11 protein-coding genes are annotated in these 17,148 nt (G+C 63.3%); 5 read left to right on the top strand and 6 right to left on the bottom strand.

Going from position 1 to position 17,148, the window contains the following annotated elements; translation table 11 throughout:
* Positions 1–29: 29 nt before the first annotated feature.
* The 4 genes from AC0L2H_RS08160 to AC0L2H_RS08145 all read right to left on the bottom strand — a co-directional run bounded on the left by AC0L2H_RS08160 (position 30) and on the right by AC0L2H_RS08145 (position 6,668).
* On the bottom strand, positions 30–2,099 hold the full coding sequence (locus AC0L2H_RS08160) for a prolyl oligopeptidase family serine peptidase (protein WP_473589745.1): 2,070 nt from the start codon (positions 2,097–2,099) through the stop codon (positions 30–32).
* An 81-nt stretch (positions 2,100–2,180) separates the two neighbouring features.
* Positions 2,181–3,338 (bottom strand): MFS transporter, encoded by a 1,158-nt coding sequence (locus AC0L2H_RS08155; RefSeq protein ID WP_473589744.1) that lies wholly within the window; start codon positions 3,336–3,338, stop codon positions 2,181–2,183.
* Positions 3,339–3,434: 96 nt separating this feature from the next.
* Positions 3,435–4,610, bottom strand: a complete 1,176-nt coding sequence (locus tag AC0L2H_RS08150; RefSeq protein ID WP_473589743.1) for an MFS transporter — start codon at positions 4,608–4,610, stop codon at positions 3,435–3,437.
* Between the two features lie 150 nt (positions 4,611–4,760).
* Positions 4,761–6,668 (bottom strand): phospholipase D-like domain-containing protein, encoded by a 1,908-nt coding sequence (locus AC0L2H_RS08145; RefSeq protein WP_473589742.1) that lies wholly within the window; start codon positions 6,666–6,668, stop codon positions 4,761–4,763.
* Between the two features lie 207 nt (positions 6,669–6,875).
* Between AC0L2H_RS08145 and AC0L2H_RS08140 the strand changes: the two genes are divergently transcribed.
* The 4 genes from AC0L2H_RS08140 (at position 6,876) to AC0L2H_RS08125 (ending at position 14,098) form a co-directional block, all read left to right on the top strand.
* Positions 6,876–8,453, top strand: a complete 1,578-nt coding sequence (locus tag AC0L2H_RS08140; protein ID WP_473589741.1) for a trimethylamine methyltransferase family protein — start codon at positions 6,876–6,878, stop codon at positions 8,451–8,453.
* Positions 8,454–8,548: 95 nt separating this feature from the next.
* Entirely contained in the window at positions 8,549–11,131 is a 2,583-nt protein-coding gene (locus AC0L2H_RS08135) for a GcvT family protein (protein WP_473589740.1), read from the top strand.
* Positions 11,132–11,201: 70 nt separating this feature from the next.
* On the top strand, positions 11,202–12,734 hold the full coding sequence (locus tag AC0L2H_RS08130; protein ID WP_473589739.1) for a glycosyltransferase family 39 protein: 1,533 nt from the start codon (positions 11,202–11,204) through the stop codon (positions 12,732–12,734).
* The gene (locus AC0L2H_RS08125; RefSeq protein ID WP_473589738.1) at positions 12,731–14,098 is read left to right on the top strand and encodes a M24 family metallopeptidase; all 1,368 of its coding nucleotides are present in this window, start codon (positions 12,731–12,733) and stop codon (positions 14,096–14,098) included. Before AC0L2H_RS08130 ends, AC0L2H_RS08125 begins: the two co-directional genes overlap by 4 nt.
* A 12-nt stretch (positions 14,099–14,110) precedes the next feature.
* On the opposite strand, the gene AC0L2H_RS08120 is transcribed toward AC0L2H_RS08125, so the two are convergent.
* Both AC0L2H_RS08120 and AC0L2H_RS08115 read right to left on the bottom strand, forming a co-directional pair.
* Complete coding sequence (locus tag AC0L2H_RS08120; RefSeq protein WP_473589737.1) at positions 14,111–14,911, bottom strand: phosphate/phosphite/phosphonate ABC transporter substrate-binding protein; 801 nt, start codon at positions 14,909–14,911, stop codon at positions 14,111–14,113.
* A gap of 95 nt (positions 14,912–15,006) precedes the next feature.
* Positions 15,007–16,017, bottom strand: coding sequence for a fatty acid desaturase (locus tag AC0L2H_RS08115; RefSeq protein ID WP_473589736.1), 1,011 nt, complete (start codon positions 16,015–16,017; stop codon positions 15,007–15,009).
* A 228-nt stretch (positions 16,018–16,245) separates the two neighbouring features.
* Between AC0L2H_RS08115 and AC0L2H_RS08110 the strand changes: the two genes are divergently transcribed.
* The gene (locus tag AC0L2H_RS08110) at positions 16,246–17,088 is read left to right on the top strand and encodes a helix-turn-helix domain-containing protein (protein ID WP_107650272.1); all 843 of its coding nucleotides are present in this window, start codon (positions 16,246–16,248) and stop codon (positions 17,086–17,088) included.
* Positions 17,089–17,148 lie beyond the last annotated feature (60 nt).

Below are 17,148 nucleotides of genomic sequence, written 5' to 3'. Positions count from 1 at the left end.
CGCACCTTAGGCTGCCTCAGGCCCGGGATTCAAGCCGTCCCGCTTAGTGCCCTTTGCAGGAAGACATATTTCATCGCGGCCTGGGCGGCTTGCGGCCGACGGTCGCCGCGGCCGCCATGGCCACCCTCGGTCTCCTCGAAGAACAACGTCTTGGCATGGCCGGCGGCCTGCAGCCGCGCCGCCATCTTGCGCGCATGGCCGGGATGGACGCGATCATCGGCGGTCGATGTCGTCAGCAGCACCGGCGGATAGGCGGCATCGGCCGAGACATGCTGATAGGGCGAATAGGCGGCGAGCCATGCCGCTTCGTCCGGTTTCGCCGGATCGCCATACTCGGCCGTCCAGGAGGCGCCGGGCGGCAGTTCGGTGTAGCGCAGCATGTCGAGCAACGGCACCTCGATGATCACGGCCCCGAACAGCTCGGGATGCTGCGTCAGCGAAACGCCCGTCAGCAGGCCGCCATTCGAACCGCCTTGGATGCCGAGCGAGCTTGCGGTGGCGATGCCGCGTTTCACCACATCCCGCGCGACCGCGGCGAAATCGTCGAAGGCATTCTGCCGGTTGGCCTTGAGCGCCGCCTGGTGCCAGTTCGGGCCGAACTCGCCGCCGCCCCGGATATTGGCCTGGACATAGGCATTGCCCTTCTCCAGCCACAGCCGGCCGCGCACGCCGGCATAGCCCGGCAACAGCGGCACTTCGAAGCCGCCATAGCCGTAAAGCAGCGTCGGCACCGGCCCATCCTGGTCGCGTCGCCTGACGACGAAGTAAGGGATCATGGTGCCGTCCTTCGAGCGCGCCTCGAACTGTTCCGAGATGAAAGGCGAAGCGTCGAAACGCGCCGGCTGGGATTTCACCGTGGCAAGCGTCGCGCCATCGTCGTCCGACCAGACGATCGAACTCGGCGTCAGGAAGTCGGTGAAGGAGAAAGAGACACTGGCGCCGAAATGTTCGGCGTGGGCGATGCCGACATTGCCATTCTCCGGCAGCGCCACAGGCTTCAGGGACCAGGTACCGTTGTTGCGTTCGCAGACGACGACCTTGCCGCGCACATTGTCCATCAGGCTGATGAACAATCGGTCCTGCGTGCGGGCGATACCGGCGATGGAAACACGATGCGCCGGCTCAAGCACGGTCTCTACCGGACCCAAGGCGCCAGTTTCGACCCAGCGCGCCAGATCCAGCGAATAAAGGCCGTCCGGTTTGCACACCACGCCGTCCGGCGCCGTCCATGGGCTGCGCACGCCAAAGACAAGCTGATCGCGAAAGATCGCGCTGTCGGTCATGTCGTCAGGCAAGGGAAGGCGTCTGTTCTCGCCTGAAGGCAATCGCAGAAAGATGTGCGAGGCGAAGAAATTCAGCGTCCGGGCCAGGACCAGATAGCGTCTGTCGCCATCGAACTCGAGAGCAGCCCCTGCGGCGAGGTCCTCTTTCTCAGCTTCGAAGATCGGCGTCGCGTTTTCCAGCGCGGTGCCGCGCTTCCAGAGCTTGACCACGCGCGGATAGCCGGACTGCGTCTTGTCCGCCTCCTCGAAGGCTGCCGAGACGATGACCGTGTCCTTGTCCAGCCAGGAAAAACCCGATTTAGAGGCGGGGGCCCGAAAGCCACCCTCGACAAACGACTTGGTTTCGATGTCGAATTCGCGCATCTCGCTGGCGTCGCCGCCATCGGGCGACATCGAGAGCAGGCAGCGATTAAAGTCCGGGTAAAGCCGGCTGGCGCCGCCGAACACCCACTTCACACCCTCTTTCGCCGATAGCACGTCGAAGTCGATGATCGTCTCCCACGCCGGCTTCTCGGTCTTGTAGGACGCGACCGTCGTGCGCCGCCAGAGGCCGAGAACATTGGTCTTGTCCTGCCAGAAATTGTAGACATAACCGTTGAGCGCGGCACCTACGGCGATATTGTCCTCGGCCGTCATAAGGTCCAGCGCGGTCTGGAACGTTGCCTGGTAGGACGGATCGCCCTGCAATTCTCCGACGGTTATTTCATTCTGGCGATGCACCCAGTCGAGCGCTTGCTCGCTGGTTCGATCTTCCAGCCAGAGGAAGGGGTCGTCGGCCGCCGAATTCGACTGCGCCTGTTTGATCGGCTTGGTCATATGATCTCCGAATATGTGATCTAGCGTCGCCAACATCGACATGCCGGCTCCGATATTCAAGACGACGCGCCGTTTTTCGCGCTACACGATCCGCCGCCGCACGACGGTCATGACCGCCAGCGCCAGGCAAATCGCGCCGAGCGTAATCGGCAGGCCGGACGCACCGATGACGTCCATGCCCCCGCCGGTGAGCGGTGGGACGAGAATGCCACCCACCCCCCACATCAGGGAAAAAGCGGCATTGCCGGCGACAAGCGCCGAGCCGGTGAAGCGCTCGCCAAGCTCGATGATCGACATCGTATAGATGCCGTAGGAAACCGCGCCCCAGATGAAGACGCATGGCCAGATCAGGGGCGTGTCGATGAGCAGCGGCAGCAACGCGCATCCGAGCACGGTCATCGATACGCAGACGAAGCGCACCAGACGCGCCGTCAACCGTTCCGCCAGCAGGCCGAGCGGCACCTGCATGGCGATGTTGCCGGCGATCATCACCGACAGCAGCGCCGACATGCGGGTCTCGGTGATGCCATAATGCGTTCCGTAGACAGGCAGCAGCGCCAGCACCGCCTGCTCAAAGCCGGCGGCCACGACGACCGCCGACAACAGCAGCCAGGCCAACGGCATGAACCCCATGACCGAAACCCGGTGCCCGGCCTCGTCGACCTTGGGCAGCCGTGGCAGCACCGTCGCGAGGCAGGCACCGCAGAAGACGAAAGCAGTGATCCCGACAAGGAAGGGCGGCCATCCCTCGGTGCCGACGGCGAGCAGGCAAAGCGGCCCAGCGGCGAAACCTGCCGAAATGATCGTGGAATAGACGCCCATGACACGGCCGCGGCGTGCCGGCGGCGCCAGCGCGATCACCCAGATTTCGCTCAAGACGTAGAGCGGGTTGGTCACCGCGCCGATCAGGAAGCGCAGCGGAAACCACAGATAGACGTTCTGCGTCCAGCCGATCAGCGCCAGCACGATCGCCGAAAGCGCCGCGCAGGTGAGCGCTGTGCGCCCTGCCCCGAACCGGCGCGCCAAGGCCGGGATCAGCGGCGAGGAGACGATGAAGCCAATTGGCGTCATTGCCGCCGACAGCCCGATCATGGCTGGCGAGACACCCTGCCGCTGCAGGATGAAGCTCAGCAGCGGATAGGAGAGCCCTTGCGCGATGGCGAACACCGAAACGGTCGCGATCACGCCGGTGATCGCTGCCCACTGCATTTTATCGCTGTCCGTTTCCGCCAGGTCCATCATTTGCACCTAAATAAGGGTCTTCAGGACTAGCGGCTCTGTCCGATCGGAGTAAGACCCACCGGGGGAAAAACCGCTTGCTCCCGCCAAAGCCTGTCAGGAGTTCTTGCGCCTGGCGGAGCGATAGAGCGCGAACGCGATCAGCAGCACATCGAGGCCGGCAATCACCGCTGGCAGCCCAAGCGGACCGATCACCTGCATCAGCGCGCCGGCGCCGGGCGGGCCGACAATGCCGCCGGCGCCCCACATCAGGGCGAAGGCGGCGTTGCCGGCGACAAGCGCGGTCCCCTTGAACCGGCTGCCGAGTTCTACCAGCGCCATCGTATAGACGCCGTAGCCGACCGCGCCCATCACCACCAGCACGGGCCAGACCAGCGGCGTCGTGATCACGAGCGGCAGCAACAGCGCGCAAGCGGCCGTCGCCAAAGCGCAAAACACGATCATCGCTCGGCCGCCAAAGCGCTCGGCCATCAGCCCAAGCGGGATCTGCAGCAGAATGTTGCCGGCCGACAGCGCCGTCACCAGCGCCGCCAGCCTCGCCTCCGGCAAGCCGTAGCCTGTGCCGAAGACCGGGATCAGCGCATAGGTGCTCTGCTGCACCGCGGCCGCAACCAGGACCGCCAGCAGCAGCGCCGGCGCGAGCCTGGCGAAGCCGACGATGCCGCCCTGGATCTGGTCGTCATCCTCGAAACCGGCCAATTTGGACGAGACGGCGCGCAGGATCAGTGCGCAGAGCGCAAAGCCCGATATCGCCGCGACGAAGGGGGGCCATCCCGATGTGCCGACCGTGATCAGGATCAGCGGCCCCGCCGCGTAGCCGGCGCCCAGCAGCGTATTGAACACACCCATCACCCTGCCACGGCGCGACGGTGGCGCCAGCGACAGCGCCCACACCTCGCCAAGCACATAGAGCGGATTGATGACCACGCCGACGAGGAAGCGGATGATGAACCAGGCGACCCAATCCTGCAGATAACCGATGCCCAGGAAGCAGAGCGCGCCGGCCAGCGAGCAGCCGACGGCGAGATTGCGCGCACCAAAACACCGGACGGCTGCCGGCACGAACGAAGCCGACAGGATGAGGCCAACCGGCATCATCGCCGCGGAAAGGCCGATCAGCGCCGGCGACATGCCTTGCCGCTGCATCAGCAGCGTGAACAGCGGATAGCTCAGCCCTTGCGCGGCGCCGAACATGGCCAGGGCGGCAGTAACGCCGGCAAGTGCCGCCCACTGCGTTCCCGCCTCGCCATCGCTCGAACTGGTCGCGACCATCCGCCATCCCTGTGAATTGCAGACCATCCGATCGGCAAATCACCCAGCTAGCGGTTCGATTTCGCGAAAGAAAGGGCCGGCACACGAAATCCGCTTGCGCCAAAGGACCATCGCTTGCACGACGAATTGTGCGTGCCCTGCAATCAGTGACTACGGAAAATAGCGGGCAATGGCTCCCTTCTTGCCGTCCGCGTAAGGCTTCAGCCACTTGTCGTCGATGGAGAGCCCGTCGTTATCGGAAGGCCCTTTCCCGATGGTCCGGCGCCAGGCGCGAAACTTGTAGTGGTCGAACACATCGAGCATGTGGACCGCATAGGCTGCGGCAAACGTCTTGTCGCCTTCGACGATCACCAAATTCTCGTCATTCTCGTAGGACGCCTTGTAACCGAGATTGTGGCTGCCGGTGATGACGGTGGCGTTGTCTTCCATCGGATCGATGATCACGATCTTGTCGTGGACGATCGCGTGGCCGACGGTCAGCACCTCTGCCTGGAAGTCGCGCGCAACCGTGGCTCCGGTGAGATTTGCCGCCCTGACGATGGACACGTTCGGCGCCTCCCAGACTTTTTCGGGAAAGACGAATGGCGTCTTGCCGTCCTTGTTCGATTTGTGGGTGACCGGATCCCTGGTCGGGGCGACGTAGTTCGGCATGGCGGCAGGGTCGCTGATCGCGCCCTGCACGATCAGCTTAGGATCCGCCTTGGCCGCCGCGACGGCCTGGTCGACGATCGAATTTTCGCCAAGCCGTGAAGGATTGAACACCAGGAAGAGCACAGCGCGCTTCGCCGCCTTGATCCTGGCGAAAACATCCGCAAGGTCGACCGGCCGCACCGAGATGTCCTTCTTGTTGCGGTCGGGATCGTTCGGCGAAAACCATACCGTCATGCCATCCAGGTTTGCCGAGGCGCCGTTCAGCGGGTTTGGTATGCGGTTTTCCCTGCGAAACGGCACGCCTTGCGTCTGCGCGACCCGACCGGCCGCGCTTTTGCTGGCCGGCGGCGGGAACACGTCGGCCTTCATGCGCTCCCAATAGGCATCGAACACCTTGGCCATCGCAGGGTCGTCACGGATGAAGGCGTTGTTGGTCTGCCCGCAAATGCCGGTCGAGGTCCAGTTGGTGCTGCCGGTCATGACCGCCTGCGCATCGCCTTGCGCATCGCGGTAGACGGCAAATTTGTTGTGGCCGATATGGTTGTTGTTGAACAGACGATCGGTCAGCGTGACGCCGGCGTCGCGCAACCGCTTTCTGAAAGGTGCGTTGCCGGCGTCCCAGGCCTTTGTCTGGGTATCCCTGCCCGAATTCGAGAGGATGACGTCGACGACATCCTTGGCGTCGATGATGGCGTCGCAGAGCTCGTCGTCGCCAAGTTCGTAAAGCGCAAGCCTGACAGTGCCGCCCTCGTCCTTGGCCCGTTTCATCAGGCTGGTGAGCACATCCGGCACGTCGCCATGCAGATAGGCGCGTATCTCGCTGCCGGGACGCTCGAGCTCGGCCCTGATCTTGTCGCGCTGCCCGACCTTGATCCCGGCATCCTTCAGGGCGCGCGACATCCATTGCGTCGACAGCACGCCATTGGTGAAGGCGACCCGCGCCTTGCCGAACATCTGCCCGAGAAAGATCGGCGGGCTGACGGCGCCCTGGCCGAGATAGCCAAGCGGCCGCACCGGTCCGGTATAGGCGGGTTTGCCGTCGACGACCTGATCCGGGCGCACCGGCACCGGATCGAGGCCCGGCTTCATGTCGCCGACCGGGCGCACGCGGTAGGCGATCATCTCGCCCTGCGGCCTGACGCCGAGGCTGTCGCGGCGCCGGCGCACGGTAAGGTCGCGCCAGAATGTCTTTTGCACCGGCCATACGCCGGTGTCCTGCGGGATCCACCTTGAATTGCGCTGGCCCTTGAACGGCACCCACGACGCCAGGCATCGCTCCTCGCCAGTGTCGGGATAGAGGCGCACGATCTCGAAGCCGAGACAGCCCGGGATCATCCCGTCGAGATCCCATGACAGGAACGCAACTTCGTTGTTTGTGGCAGCACGCACTTTGATGACGTCCGGCATTGCGGTCCCCCTCGAAGTTGCTCAACAAGGAAGTATGCCAGAAGCAAAAGACAGAACTGCAACGCATTTCACGTTATGGCACCCGCGTCGTCCAGCTGCCCTTTCGGCATGTCGCTTCCCTCGCCCTAGTGGTCGCCGCCTCCGCAATGGCTGGACAGCCGGCGGTCCATTATGCCGCCGCATTATCGCAGCGTACGAGGCCCCGTCATGACCGCCGCCCTTCACCCCGCCGAACCGCCATTGGCAACCGATCGCGCCCGTCGCGGCGGCCGCGCGGGCAAGCGCGCCGGCGGCTCGGCGTCGTTCGAGCAGCCACCGTTCCGCCAGTTGAAAATCCCGCTGACGCCGACCAGGCTGGTCTCCGACGACGAGCTGGAATCGATCCACCTTGCCTCCTTGCGGGTGCTCAGGGAAATCGGCGTCGACGTCCTGCACGACGAAGCCCGCCGCATCATGAAGGCGCATGGCGCCGATGTCCGCGAAGGCAGCGAGCGGGTGCGCTTCGACAGCGACATGATCCTCGAACTCGTTTCGCATTGCCCGTCGGAATTCACCATCCATGCCCGCAATCCGGCGCACAATGTGCGCTTTGGCGGCGACAATCTGATCCTCTCGATGATGGCGTCGGCGCCCAACTGCTCCGATATCGATCGCGGCCGCAGGCCCGGCAACCAGCAGGACTACCGCAATTTCCTGCGGCTGGCGCAGATGCACAACATCCTGAACTGCACCGGCGGTTATCCGGTCGAGCCGATCGACATCCACCCTTCGGTCCGCCACCTCGAATGCATCCGCGATCTTGCCACGCTGACCGACAAGGTGTTCCACATCTATTCGCTCGGCAAGGAGCGCAATGTCGACGGCATCGAGATCACCCGCATCGCGCGCGGCATCAGCCACGAGCAGTTGCTCGAGGAGCCGTCGGTTTTCACCATCATCAACACCAATTCGCCGCTCAAGCTCGATGTGCCGATGATGGAAGGCATCATCCAGATGTCGAGCAAGGGCCAGGTCGTCATCGTCACGCCGTTCACCCTGTCCGGTGCAATGGCGCCGGTGACCATCGCCGGCGCGCTCGTGCAGCAGAATGCCGAAGCGCTGTCCGGCATCGCTTTCGCGCAAATGGTCCGCAAGGGCGCTCCGGTCGGCTATGGCGGCTTTACGTCCAACGTCGACATGAAATCCGGCGCGCCGGCCTTCGGCACGCCCGAATACATGAAGGCGCAGCTGGTTGGCGGCCAGCTCGCCCGCCGCTATCAAATCCCCTACCGCACCTCCAACACCTGCGCCGCCAACACGGTCGACGCGCAGGCGGCCTATGAAAGCGTGTTTTCGCTGTGGGGCGCCATCCAGGGCGGCGGCAATCTGATGATGCATGCGGCCGGCTGGCTCGAAGGCGGACTGCGCTGCTCCTATGAGAAGACCATTTTGGACATCGACCTGTTGCAGATGGTGGCCGAATTCCTCACGCCGCTCGACCTCTCGGAAGAGGCGCTCGGCTTCGACGCCATCCAGTCGGTCGGCCCGGGTGGCCATTTCTTCGGCACCCAGCACACGCAGGACCGCTACAAGACCGCCTTCTATTCGCCGATCCTTTCCGACTGGCGCAATTTCGAGACCTGGGCGGAAGCAGGCTCACCGACGGCACTCGAAAAGGCCAACAGGGTGTGGAAGGAACGGCTGGCTTCCTATGACGAGCCTTACATGGACCCGGCCATTCGCGAAGAGCTCAACGCCTTCGTCGAAAAGCGCCGCGCCGAAGGCGGCGCACCAACCGATTTCTGACCGAGGCTCGGCAACACGTCGACTTCGGCGTCGGAGCTCGAAGTTATCGCTGACAGATCAACTGATTCAGTTTACGCAAAAACGGACCTAACTTTATGAAATCTCACGTCAAAGCGGTTGTCATCGGTGGCGGCGTCGTCGGTTGCTCGGTGCTCTATCACCTGGCCAAGGCCGGCTGGACCGACATCATGCTGATCGAACGCTCGGAGCTCACCTCCGGTTCGTCCTGGCATGCGGCGGGCGGCTTTCACACGCTGAACGGCGACCCCAACGTCGCCAAGCTGCAGGCCTATACGGTGCAGCTCTACAAGGAGATCGAGGAGCTTTCCGGCCAGTCCTGCTCGCTGCACCTGACCGGCGGCGTGATGATGGCCGACACGCCGGAGCGCATGGATTTCCTGCGGCTCGCCCACGCCAAGGGCCGCTATCTCGGCATGGACACCGAGCTGATCACGCCGTCCGAGGCCAAGGCGATGTTCCCGCTGATGGACGAGAGCAATTTCGTCGGCGCCATGTGGGATCCGGTGGAGGGCCATCTCGACCCGTCCGGCACGACCATCGCCTATTCCAAGGCGGCAAAGAAACTCGGCGCCGAGATCGTGCTGCGCAACCGCGTCGTCGAACTGACGCAGGAGGTCGACGGCACCTGGAACGTCGTCACCGAGCAAGGCACGGTGAAGGCCGAGCACGTCGTCAACTGCGGCGGCCTGTGGGCGCGCGAGATCGGCCGCATGGTCGGCGTCGAATTGCCGGTGCTGGCGATGGAGCACATGTATCTGCTCACCGAGCCGATGCCGGAGGTCGAGGAATTCAACAAATCGACCGGCCGCGAGATGATCGGCGTGCTCGACTTCAAGGGTGAGATCTACACCCGCCAGGAGCGTAACGGCATCCTGCTCGGCACCTACGAAAAGGCCTGCAAGCCGTGGTCGCCGGTCAACACGCCCTGGGATTTCGGCCATGAATTGCTGCAGCCCGACATCGACCGCATCGCGCCGTCGCTGGAGATCGGCTTCAAGCATTTCCCCGGCATCGAGAAGGCCGGCATCAAGCAGATCATCAACGGCCCCTTCACCTTCGCGCTCGACGGCAACCCGCTCGTCGGCCCGGTGCAGGGCCTGACCAATTTCTGGTGCGCCTGCGCCGTCATGGCCGGTTTCAGCCAGGGCGGCGGCGTCGGCCTCGCGCTGTCCAACTGGATGGTCCACGGCGATCCAGGCTTCGACGTCTGGGGCATGGACGTGGCCCGCTTCGGCGAGTGGGCGAGCCTGCGCTACACCAACGCCAAGGTGCGCGAAAACTATTCGCGCCGCTTCTCCATCCGCTTCCCCAATGAGGAACTGCCGGCGGCACGCCCGGCGCAGACGACGCCGCTCTACGACACGATGCTCGCCAACAATGCCGTCATGGGCGACAGCTGGGGTCTCGAAACCCCGCTCTGGTTCGCGCCGAAGGGCAAGGAGCCGAAGGACATCGTCTCCTTCCACCGCTCCAACGATTTCGGCCCGATCGGCGAGGAAGTGCGCGCCACCCGCGACAAGGTCGGCGTCACCGAGATCGCCAACTTCGCCAAATACGAGGTGTCGGGGCCGGGAGCGGAAGACTTCCTCAACCGGCTGATGACCAATCGCATGCCGAAGACCGGCCGCATCGTGCTGACGCCGATGATCAATGAATTCGGCAAGCTGATCGGCGACTTCACCATCGCAAAGGCCGGAGAAGACCGCTTCATGATCTGGGGTTCGTCCGCCGCGCAGAAATACCATATGCGCTGGTTCGAAAAGCACCTGCCGAAGGACGGTCCAAGGGCGTCAGAGGTGCGCATCCACCGCTTCGACCAGACGCTGGTCGGTCTCTCCATCGCCGGGCCGAAATCCCGCGACCTGCTGCAGAAGCTGGTCGACGTCGACATTTCGACCAAGGCCTTCCGCTTTATGGATTTCCGCGAGATGGCGGTCGGCGGCGCGCCCTGCATGGTCAACCGCATTACCTATACCGGCGACCTCGGCTACGAGATCTGGATGGCGCCGGCCTATCAACGCCTGGTCTACAAGGCGATCAAGGAGGCCGGCGAGGAATTCGGCCTGGTCGATTTCGGCATGCGCGCCCTACTGTCGATGCGCCTGGAAAAGAATTTTCCGACCTGGTTCCGCGAACTGCGCCCGATCTACGGACCGTTCGAAGGCTCGATGGACCGCTTCATCAAGCTGGAGAAGAACGATTTCATCGGCCGCGAGGCAGCAGCCAAGGAACAGGCGGAAGGACCTAAACTGCGCCGCGTCTCCTTCTTCGTCGACGCAGCCGATGCCGATGTGATGGGCGACGAGCCGATCTGGGCCAAGGTCGGCAAGGACTATGGCACGGTGGAAAAGCCGCATGGCTACGGCGCGCCGCGCTTCGACACATCTGGCAAGGAGGTGCGTGGCTCGAAGGCAGCGCGAGGCGCCTCGGCCGTGCGCGGTATCGTCGATGGCGACTGGCGCGTGGTCGGCTGGGTCACCTCCGGCGGCTATGCGCATTATGTCCAGAAGTCGATGGCGCAGGGCTATGTGCCTGCGGCACTTGCCGAGGATGAGAGCACCGGACTGTTCGAAATCGAGATCCTCGGACACCGGCGCCCGGCCCGCATCAATGTCGAGCCGCCTTTCGATCCGAGCGGCGAGAAGATGCGGACATAGGGACAGGCTGGAGCTACATTGTGCAGGGTAAGGTCTCATGCTAGCGGAGCCGGCGGCAAATCGTGCCGGCTTGGGCGATGAGAATTCCTTGAAGTATTCGATGAAATGGGCCGAGTGGCTCGGCGAGGCCAGGATCGGCCCCTTCCCCGCGGCGATCGTCATGGTCGCGCTTTACTGCTGCCTTCAGATCGTCGTGATGACGCTCGCCAGCTTCTGGGCGGGAACCGGGGGCGGCGTCGACGACTCCGAACAGCTGATGTACATGCGGTTTTTATGGGCGGGCTACGGCGGCTCCCAGCCGCCGCTCTATTCCTGGCTCGGCTGGCTGACATCTTCGGTTTTCGGAACCAACATCCTCACGCTTAAAATACTGAAATATTCGCTGATCTTCGTGGCCTTGGCGTCGGTCTTCGTTGCGGTGTGCAAACTTGGCTATTCCCAGCGCGCCGCGGTTGCCTCCATTCTAGGTCTGTTGCTGTTTCCTCAGCTGATCTGGGAAATGCAGCACACCTTGTCGCATACCGTTGCCGCTTTTTGTTTCTCGGGGCTGCTGCTGCTTGCGCTTGTCGAGCTTCTGCGGCGCAAATCGCTGCTGGCCTATGCCTTGTTCGGCCTGGCGATCGGTGCGGCGGTGCTGGCGAAATACAACAACGTCATCCTGATTGCCGCGATGCTGGCGGCGACCTTGTCGATGCGCGAAACCCGCCGAGCCGTTCTGCGTCCGCAAATCATGGTCAGCATCGCCGTGGCGCTGCTGGTGTGCCTGCCGACACTGTATTGGACCGCCACGCATCCGGGCGAATTGCTGGCGCGCAGCTACAAATTCGGCATCGATGCGGGCGACAGTGCTCTTCTCACTTCATTGAAAGGCATCGTCGACCTTGGCGAAGCCGTACGGGATTTTACCATCCTGCCGGTCGTGATTTTCGCAGTGGCGATGCTGGCGGGACGGGTTTCTCCATTGATGTTCCGGCAACCGCTTCCAGGTTCGGAAACGCTCTTGTGGCGCATTCTCGGCTTCGGGCTCGGTATCACCGTTGTGCTGGTGATTGTCAGCGGCGCCACCACGTTCAGGGCGCGCTGGTTGCTGCCGATCCTGCTTTTTCTTCCTGTTGCTTTCGCCGTCCGTATGGATTCCCTCGGCGAAAAAGGCAGGATCGCACAAGACTTCGTCATCACCGTCGCAGCCGCACTGGCCATTCTGATCCTGCCCGTGACGTGGGCCTATCAGGTCTATGGCGGAAAGGGCCAGGGGCGCGTCGTCCGTCTCGACTATCAGACTTTGTACCGTGATCTGACCGCGGATGGCGCGATCAAGACGGTCACATCGGATTGGCACTGGGTCGGAAACCTCAGGCTCGCCGACCCCGACCTCGTCGTGCTCGGAAAAGAAGTGCCGGGCTTTGCTGCCTTGCTGCAGGAGCCCGCCGTGCTGGTCTGGCTCGACAAGCCAAACCCGCAACCGGACATCGTGGAGCGCATCCACCAGGCAGGTTTTGTCGTGGACGGCGCAAGCCGCAGCCTGAGGATTCCTGAATTTCTCGGCGCCAGCGACGGCAGGCTTGTAAACGTCATCAAGCTGAAGAAGCAGGACGCAAAATGAGCGAGCACGGCACCGAGCGACGGTTCGGCCGCCACCGCAAGATCATGCCGTTCGAGCCGGGTGAAGCCGGTTCCATCGATGCGCTGCGCCTGAAGTCGCGCCAGAAAGCCGCCGAACTCAACCAGCATGTGCTGGGCTATGGCGCGCTGGCGGAAGCCGAATGGCAGGCCGCCGGCATCGCCGCTCCCGACCTGCCCGCCATGCGCCAGTACCGTCTCGACCGTATCCGCGCCGAACTCAAGCGCCGCGACTATGCAGGAGCCCTGCTCTACGACCCGATCAACATCCGTTATGCAACCGACTCGACCAACATGCAGCTCTGGGTCGCGCACAATCCGACCAGGCATTGCTTCGTCGCCACCGAAGGGCCGGTGGTGCTGTTCGATTATTTCTCCTGCGAGCACCTTTCCGACCATTCCGGCGTCGTCGACGAGGTGCGGCCGGCGGTGTCGTGGATGTATCTCTACAGCGGCGAACTGACCGAACTGAAGGTCCGCCGCTGGGCGGATGGCATCGCCGACCTTGTGCGGGAGCATGGCGGCGGCAACAGCCGCATCGCCGTCGACCACATCAACCCCGAAGGCGTCGAGCAACTTGCCCGCCTCGGCGTTTCCATCGGCAATGGCGAAGCAGTGATGGAGAATGCGCGGCTGATCAAATCGCCCGACGAGATCCTCGCCATGCGCCGCTCGATCGTCGCTTGCGAAGCGGCGATGGGCGAGATGGAAAAGGCGCTGAAGCCAGGCATCTCCGAAAACGAGGTCTGGGCTGAACTCCACCGCGGCAACATTGCGCGCGGCGGCGAATGGATCGAAACCCGGCTGTTATCGTCGGGCCCGCGCACCAATCCGTGGTTCCAGGAATGCTCGTCCCGAATCGTCGAAGCCGGCGATCTCGTTGCGTTCGACACCGACCTGATCGGCCCCTACGGATTCTGCGCCGACCTGTCGCGCACCTGGCTCTGCGGCGACAACAAGCCGTCGAATGAACAGCGTGACCTCTACCGCATCGCCGCCGACCAGATCGCCCACAATTCAGCCCTGATGCAGCCGGGCACATCGTTCCGCGATCTTGTCGAACGCTCGGCGGCGCCGCCGGGCGACTGCTTTCCGACGCGCTATGGCGTGCTCTATCACGGCGTCGGCCTGGCCGACGAATACCCGACGCTGCCGCATGCCAGCGACTGGACGCAGGACACGCCGGACGGCGTTCTCGAAGCCGGCATGGTGCTGTGCGTCGAGAGCTATATCGGCCGGCTTGGCGGCCACGAGGGCGTCAAGATCGAGGAGCAGATCCTGATCACCGAAACCGGCAACCAGCAGCTCTCGATCTATCCGCTCGACGAGCGGCTGCTCGGCGGCTGATCGATCCGGGTTTCAACGAACAGCCGCGGCAGCCTCGCGCAACGCGGCGACGATCTCTTCGGACGTCGTTCTGGCTGTGATGAAAGGCAGGCCCTTACGCCGCCCCATCCAGCCGACGACCGTCAGTTTTTGCGCCGCGGGCTCGAAGCGCTGCGCCAGCGCCCAGCTCTCGCAGTCGATGGCCGCGACATCGGCCGTGCCCTCTGCAATGGCGACGATCGAAGCGCGATGGCCACCGCTTTCGCTACGCGCCGAAAATATGTCCAGACTTTCGCCCATCGCTTCCAGGTCGCGCGTTAGCCCAATGAAGCCCGACATGGAATCGACACTGTTGAAAGCGAATCGCTTGCCGCTGATGAGTTCGAGCGGGATGAGCGGCCTGCCGTCGTCAGGTGATCGCGCCATCGGCCCCTCGCCCGCCCGCATCACCAGCGCGCTGGAATAAAGTTCGCCCTGGCCACCTTCATAGGCATCGTAGCTTGGCTGGGCGACCACCTGGACATGCGCCGACAGGCCAAGGTCCATCGGCCCCCAGCAGGTCTGCGCGAAGAGCAGCGCCGGATGCCGCCAGAGCCGGTGAAAATCGAGTTCGTCCGGCGGAAGCGTCGCCGGATCGGGCGCGATGATCTTGCCTTCCGCATCGCGGATACCTCCCGGGACCGGCGGCAGGTCGCCATTGCGGCGGACAATGGACTGCGGCGCATCGATGCCTGCTTGCCGAAACGCATCGCGCAGCCGCACCCACAGGGCATCGACCTCGCCTCGCATTTCGGGCCAGTCATACATCGGCAACGCCGCAACGAATTCGCTCATGCCGGGAATCGACCGTTATGCCAGAGGATTGATGAGATCTTGGACGCCAGGTGCCCGTGACGACCATAGCCGCCAGCGCGACAAAGTCGCAAACCTCATTCTTTCGGCGGCTCGGCCGGAACCGGCGCACTGCCAAGCCCATTGAGGCTGCGCGCCCTGACACGCGGCTTGAAGGCCCTGCCCGGCTCCGGCGTACGCCTGAGCACAGGATGGACGATCGGCTCCTTCGCCTTGAAGGCGTATGCCCTGAGCAGCGCGAAATAATTCGGATAGGCGTAGCCATTGTTCATTCGCAGCCATTCGTCACGGCGGTCGGCAAACAGCTTGGGCAGCCGGTACCAGGCCACTGTCGGGCTCTTGTGATGGACGAAATGCAAATTGTTGTTGAGGAACAGAAAGGACAGCGGCGAACGCTCGACGATCACCGTGCGGCCTTCCGGATGCTCGGACCACTGGTGCTCGGCGAAGGTGCGGATCGAGATCAGTGACTGGCCGAGCCACACCGGCACCAGGATGTAGAGCCACAGCGGGATGCCGAAGCCGAACTGCACGATGGGCAGCACCACTGCGAGGCCGATCGCGTGCAGCAGCCATGCCTTGCGGATCGTCCTGTCGCCGGCGACCATCTGCTTGGCGTCGTCGATGAAGAAGCCGATGCAGGAAAGCCATGGGCCGAGCACGAAGCGGCCGACCATGGTGTTGTTGATCCTGAGCACGAACTTCATCGCCGGCGGCAATTCGTCATGATGCCACAGCGCCTTGTAGTAGCTCTCGGGGTCGTCGAGCGGGTCGGTCAGCCGTTCGTCGGCGTGATGACGCAGGTGAATGGTCTTGAAACGGCGGTAGGGCCAGACGAGACCGATCGGCAGGAAGACGAAAGCTTCGTTGACCCGCGCGTTGCGGGTCGGATGACCGTGCAGCACTTCGTGCATGATCGATGATTGCAGCGCGGCGGTGAAGGACAGTAAGGCGAGGGCCAGGATCGGGTAGGACGGCCAGATCAGAAAGCCGGTGACGATCCAGATGCCGTAGCAGAAAAATGCCAGAAACACGGTCGGCCATTCGATGGCCGTTGCACTGCGTCGTCCATTGCCCGTGTTCGTCATGTTATCGACCACTGCCTCTCAGTCGCCGGAACCCCTCTGATTCCTGACAACATTGTGTCAGGAGTGTTAGGTTGCCGCAACGCGACAAAGTGCACAAAATGTTGCGATTGCGCATTTAAAGCCGCACATGTTATGTTTAGTAAACAACTCAGAGGATTCATTTACGCCTGAGGCGTGGGCTCGTCGGTCTCAGCGGAAATTTTTCCTCCAGGAGCCGGAGCGGAAATGATGGACAAGCGCGACCTGTCGACGATCTTTCGCGAGCGCCTGAAAATGCTCTTGACACGGTCGGACTTGAACCAGTCCGCTTTCGCCATGGCGGTGGGCATCGACCGTTCAGCGCTTTCGCAGCTTCTCTCAGGCGCCTCGACCCGCCTGCCCCGCGCCGAAACGCTGCTCAACATCGCCGCCGAATTCAAGGTGTCGCTCGACTGGCTGCTCGGCCTCAGCCAGGACGAGGGCGTCACCGGCGAAATCCGCGAAAGCCTCGAGATCGAGGAGGCGCCCGACGGCTTCGACCGCACGCTGCTGGCCAAATGGCATGCCGAGGCCGCGGGCACGAAAATCCGCTATGTGCCGGCCGGCATTCCCGACCTCCTGCGCACCGAGGCGTTGGTCGACTACGAAGCGGGCATCGCCAACAAGAGCCGCGAGGCGCAGGCCGGCGAGACGCAGTACCGCATCGACTACAATCGGCGGCCGGAAACCGACATGGAAGTCTGTATGCCGCGCCACACGCTGGAGATCTTTGCGCGCGGGCTGGGCGTGTGGGATCGTTTCCCGGAGGCCGAACGCCGCCAGCAGCTTCTCCACATGGCAACGCTGCTCGACGACCTTTATCCGACCTTCCGCCTGTTTCTCTATGACGGGCGGATGCGCTATTCGATCCCCTACACCATCTTCGGCCCCTATCGCGCCGCCATCTATGTCGGTGACATGTATCTGGTGCTCAACGCGACCCAGCCGGTCCGCACCCTGACCAGCCATTTCGACAATCTGATCCGTGCCGCGGATGTCAACGCGCATGAGGCCGCCAGCTTCACGCAAAGGCTGGCCGAGATGCGATTTTGACAGGCGGCAGCACGCCTCTCGACATTGACGCCATATAAAGAGTTCTTTATATCCTTATCC

The sequence above is a fragment of the Mesorhizobium sp. WSM4871 genome (genome assembly GCF_055811295.1).
This window is presented reverse-complemented; position numbering and strand designations above follow the sequence as displayed.

Bases quoted from the DNA above. Each gene is read 5' to 3' on its own strand.
- AC0L2H_RS08150 (WP_473589743.1), bottom strand. From the start codon at position 4,610: ATGGTCGCGACCAGTTCGAGCGATGGCGAGGCGGGAACGCAGTGGGCG.
- AC0L2H_RS08115 (WP_473589736.1), bottom strand. From the start codon at position 16,017: ATGACGAACACGGGCAATGGACGACGCAGTGCAACGGCCATCGAATGG.
- AC0L2H_RS08120 (WP_473589737.1), bottom strand. From the start codon at position 14,911: ATGAGCGAATTCGTTGCGGCGTTGCCGATGTATGACTGGCCCGAAATG.
- AC0L2H_RS08140 (WP_473589741.1), top strand. From the start codon at position 6,876: ATGACCGCCGCCCTTCACCCCGCCGAACCGCCATTGGCAACCGATCGC.
- AC0L2H_RS08125 (WP_473589738.1), top strand. From the start codon at position 12,731: ATGAGCGAGCACGGCACCGAGCGACGGTTCGGCCGCCACCGCAAGATC.
- AC0L2H_RS08110 (WP_107650272.1), top strand. From the start codon at position 16,246: ATGGACAAGCGCGACCTGTCGACGATCTTTCGCGAGCGCCTGAAAATG.
- AC0L2H_RS08145 (WP_473589742.1), bottom strand. From the start codon at position 6,668: ATGCCGGACGTCATCAAAGTGCGTGCTGCCACAAACAACGAAGTTGCG.
- AC0L2H_RS08155 (WP_473589744.1), bottom strand. From the start codon at position 3,338: ATGGACCTGGCGGAAACGGACAGCGATAAAATGCAGTGGGCAGCGATC.
- AC0L2H_RS08135 (WP_473589740.1), top strand. From the start codon at position 8,549: ATGAAATCTCACGTCAAAGCGGTTGTCATCGGTGGCGGCGTCGTCGGT.
- AC0L2H_RS08160 (WP_473589745.1), bottom strand. From the start codon at position 2,099: ATGACCAAGCCGATCAAACAGGCGCAGTCGAATTCGGCGGCCGACGAC.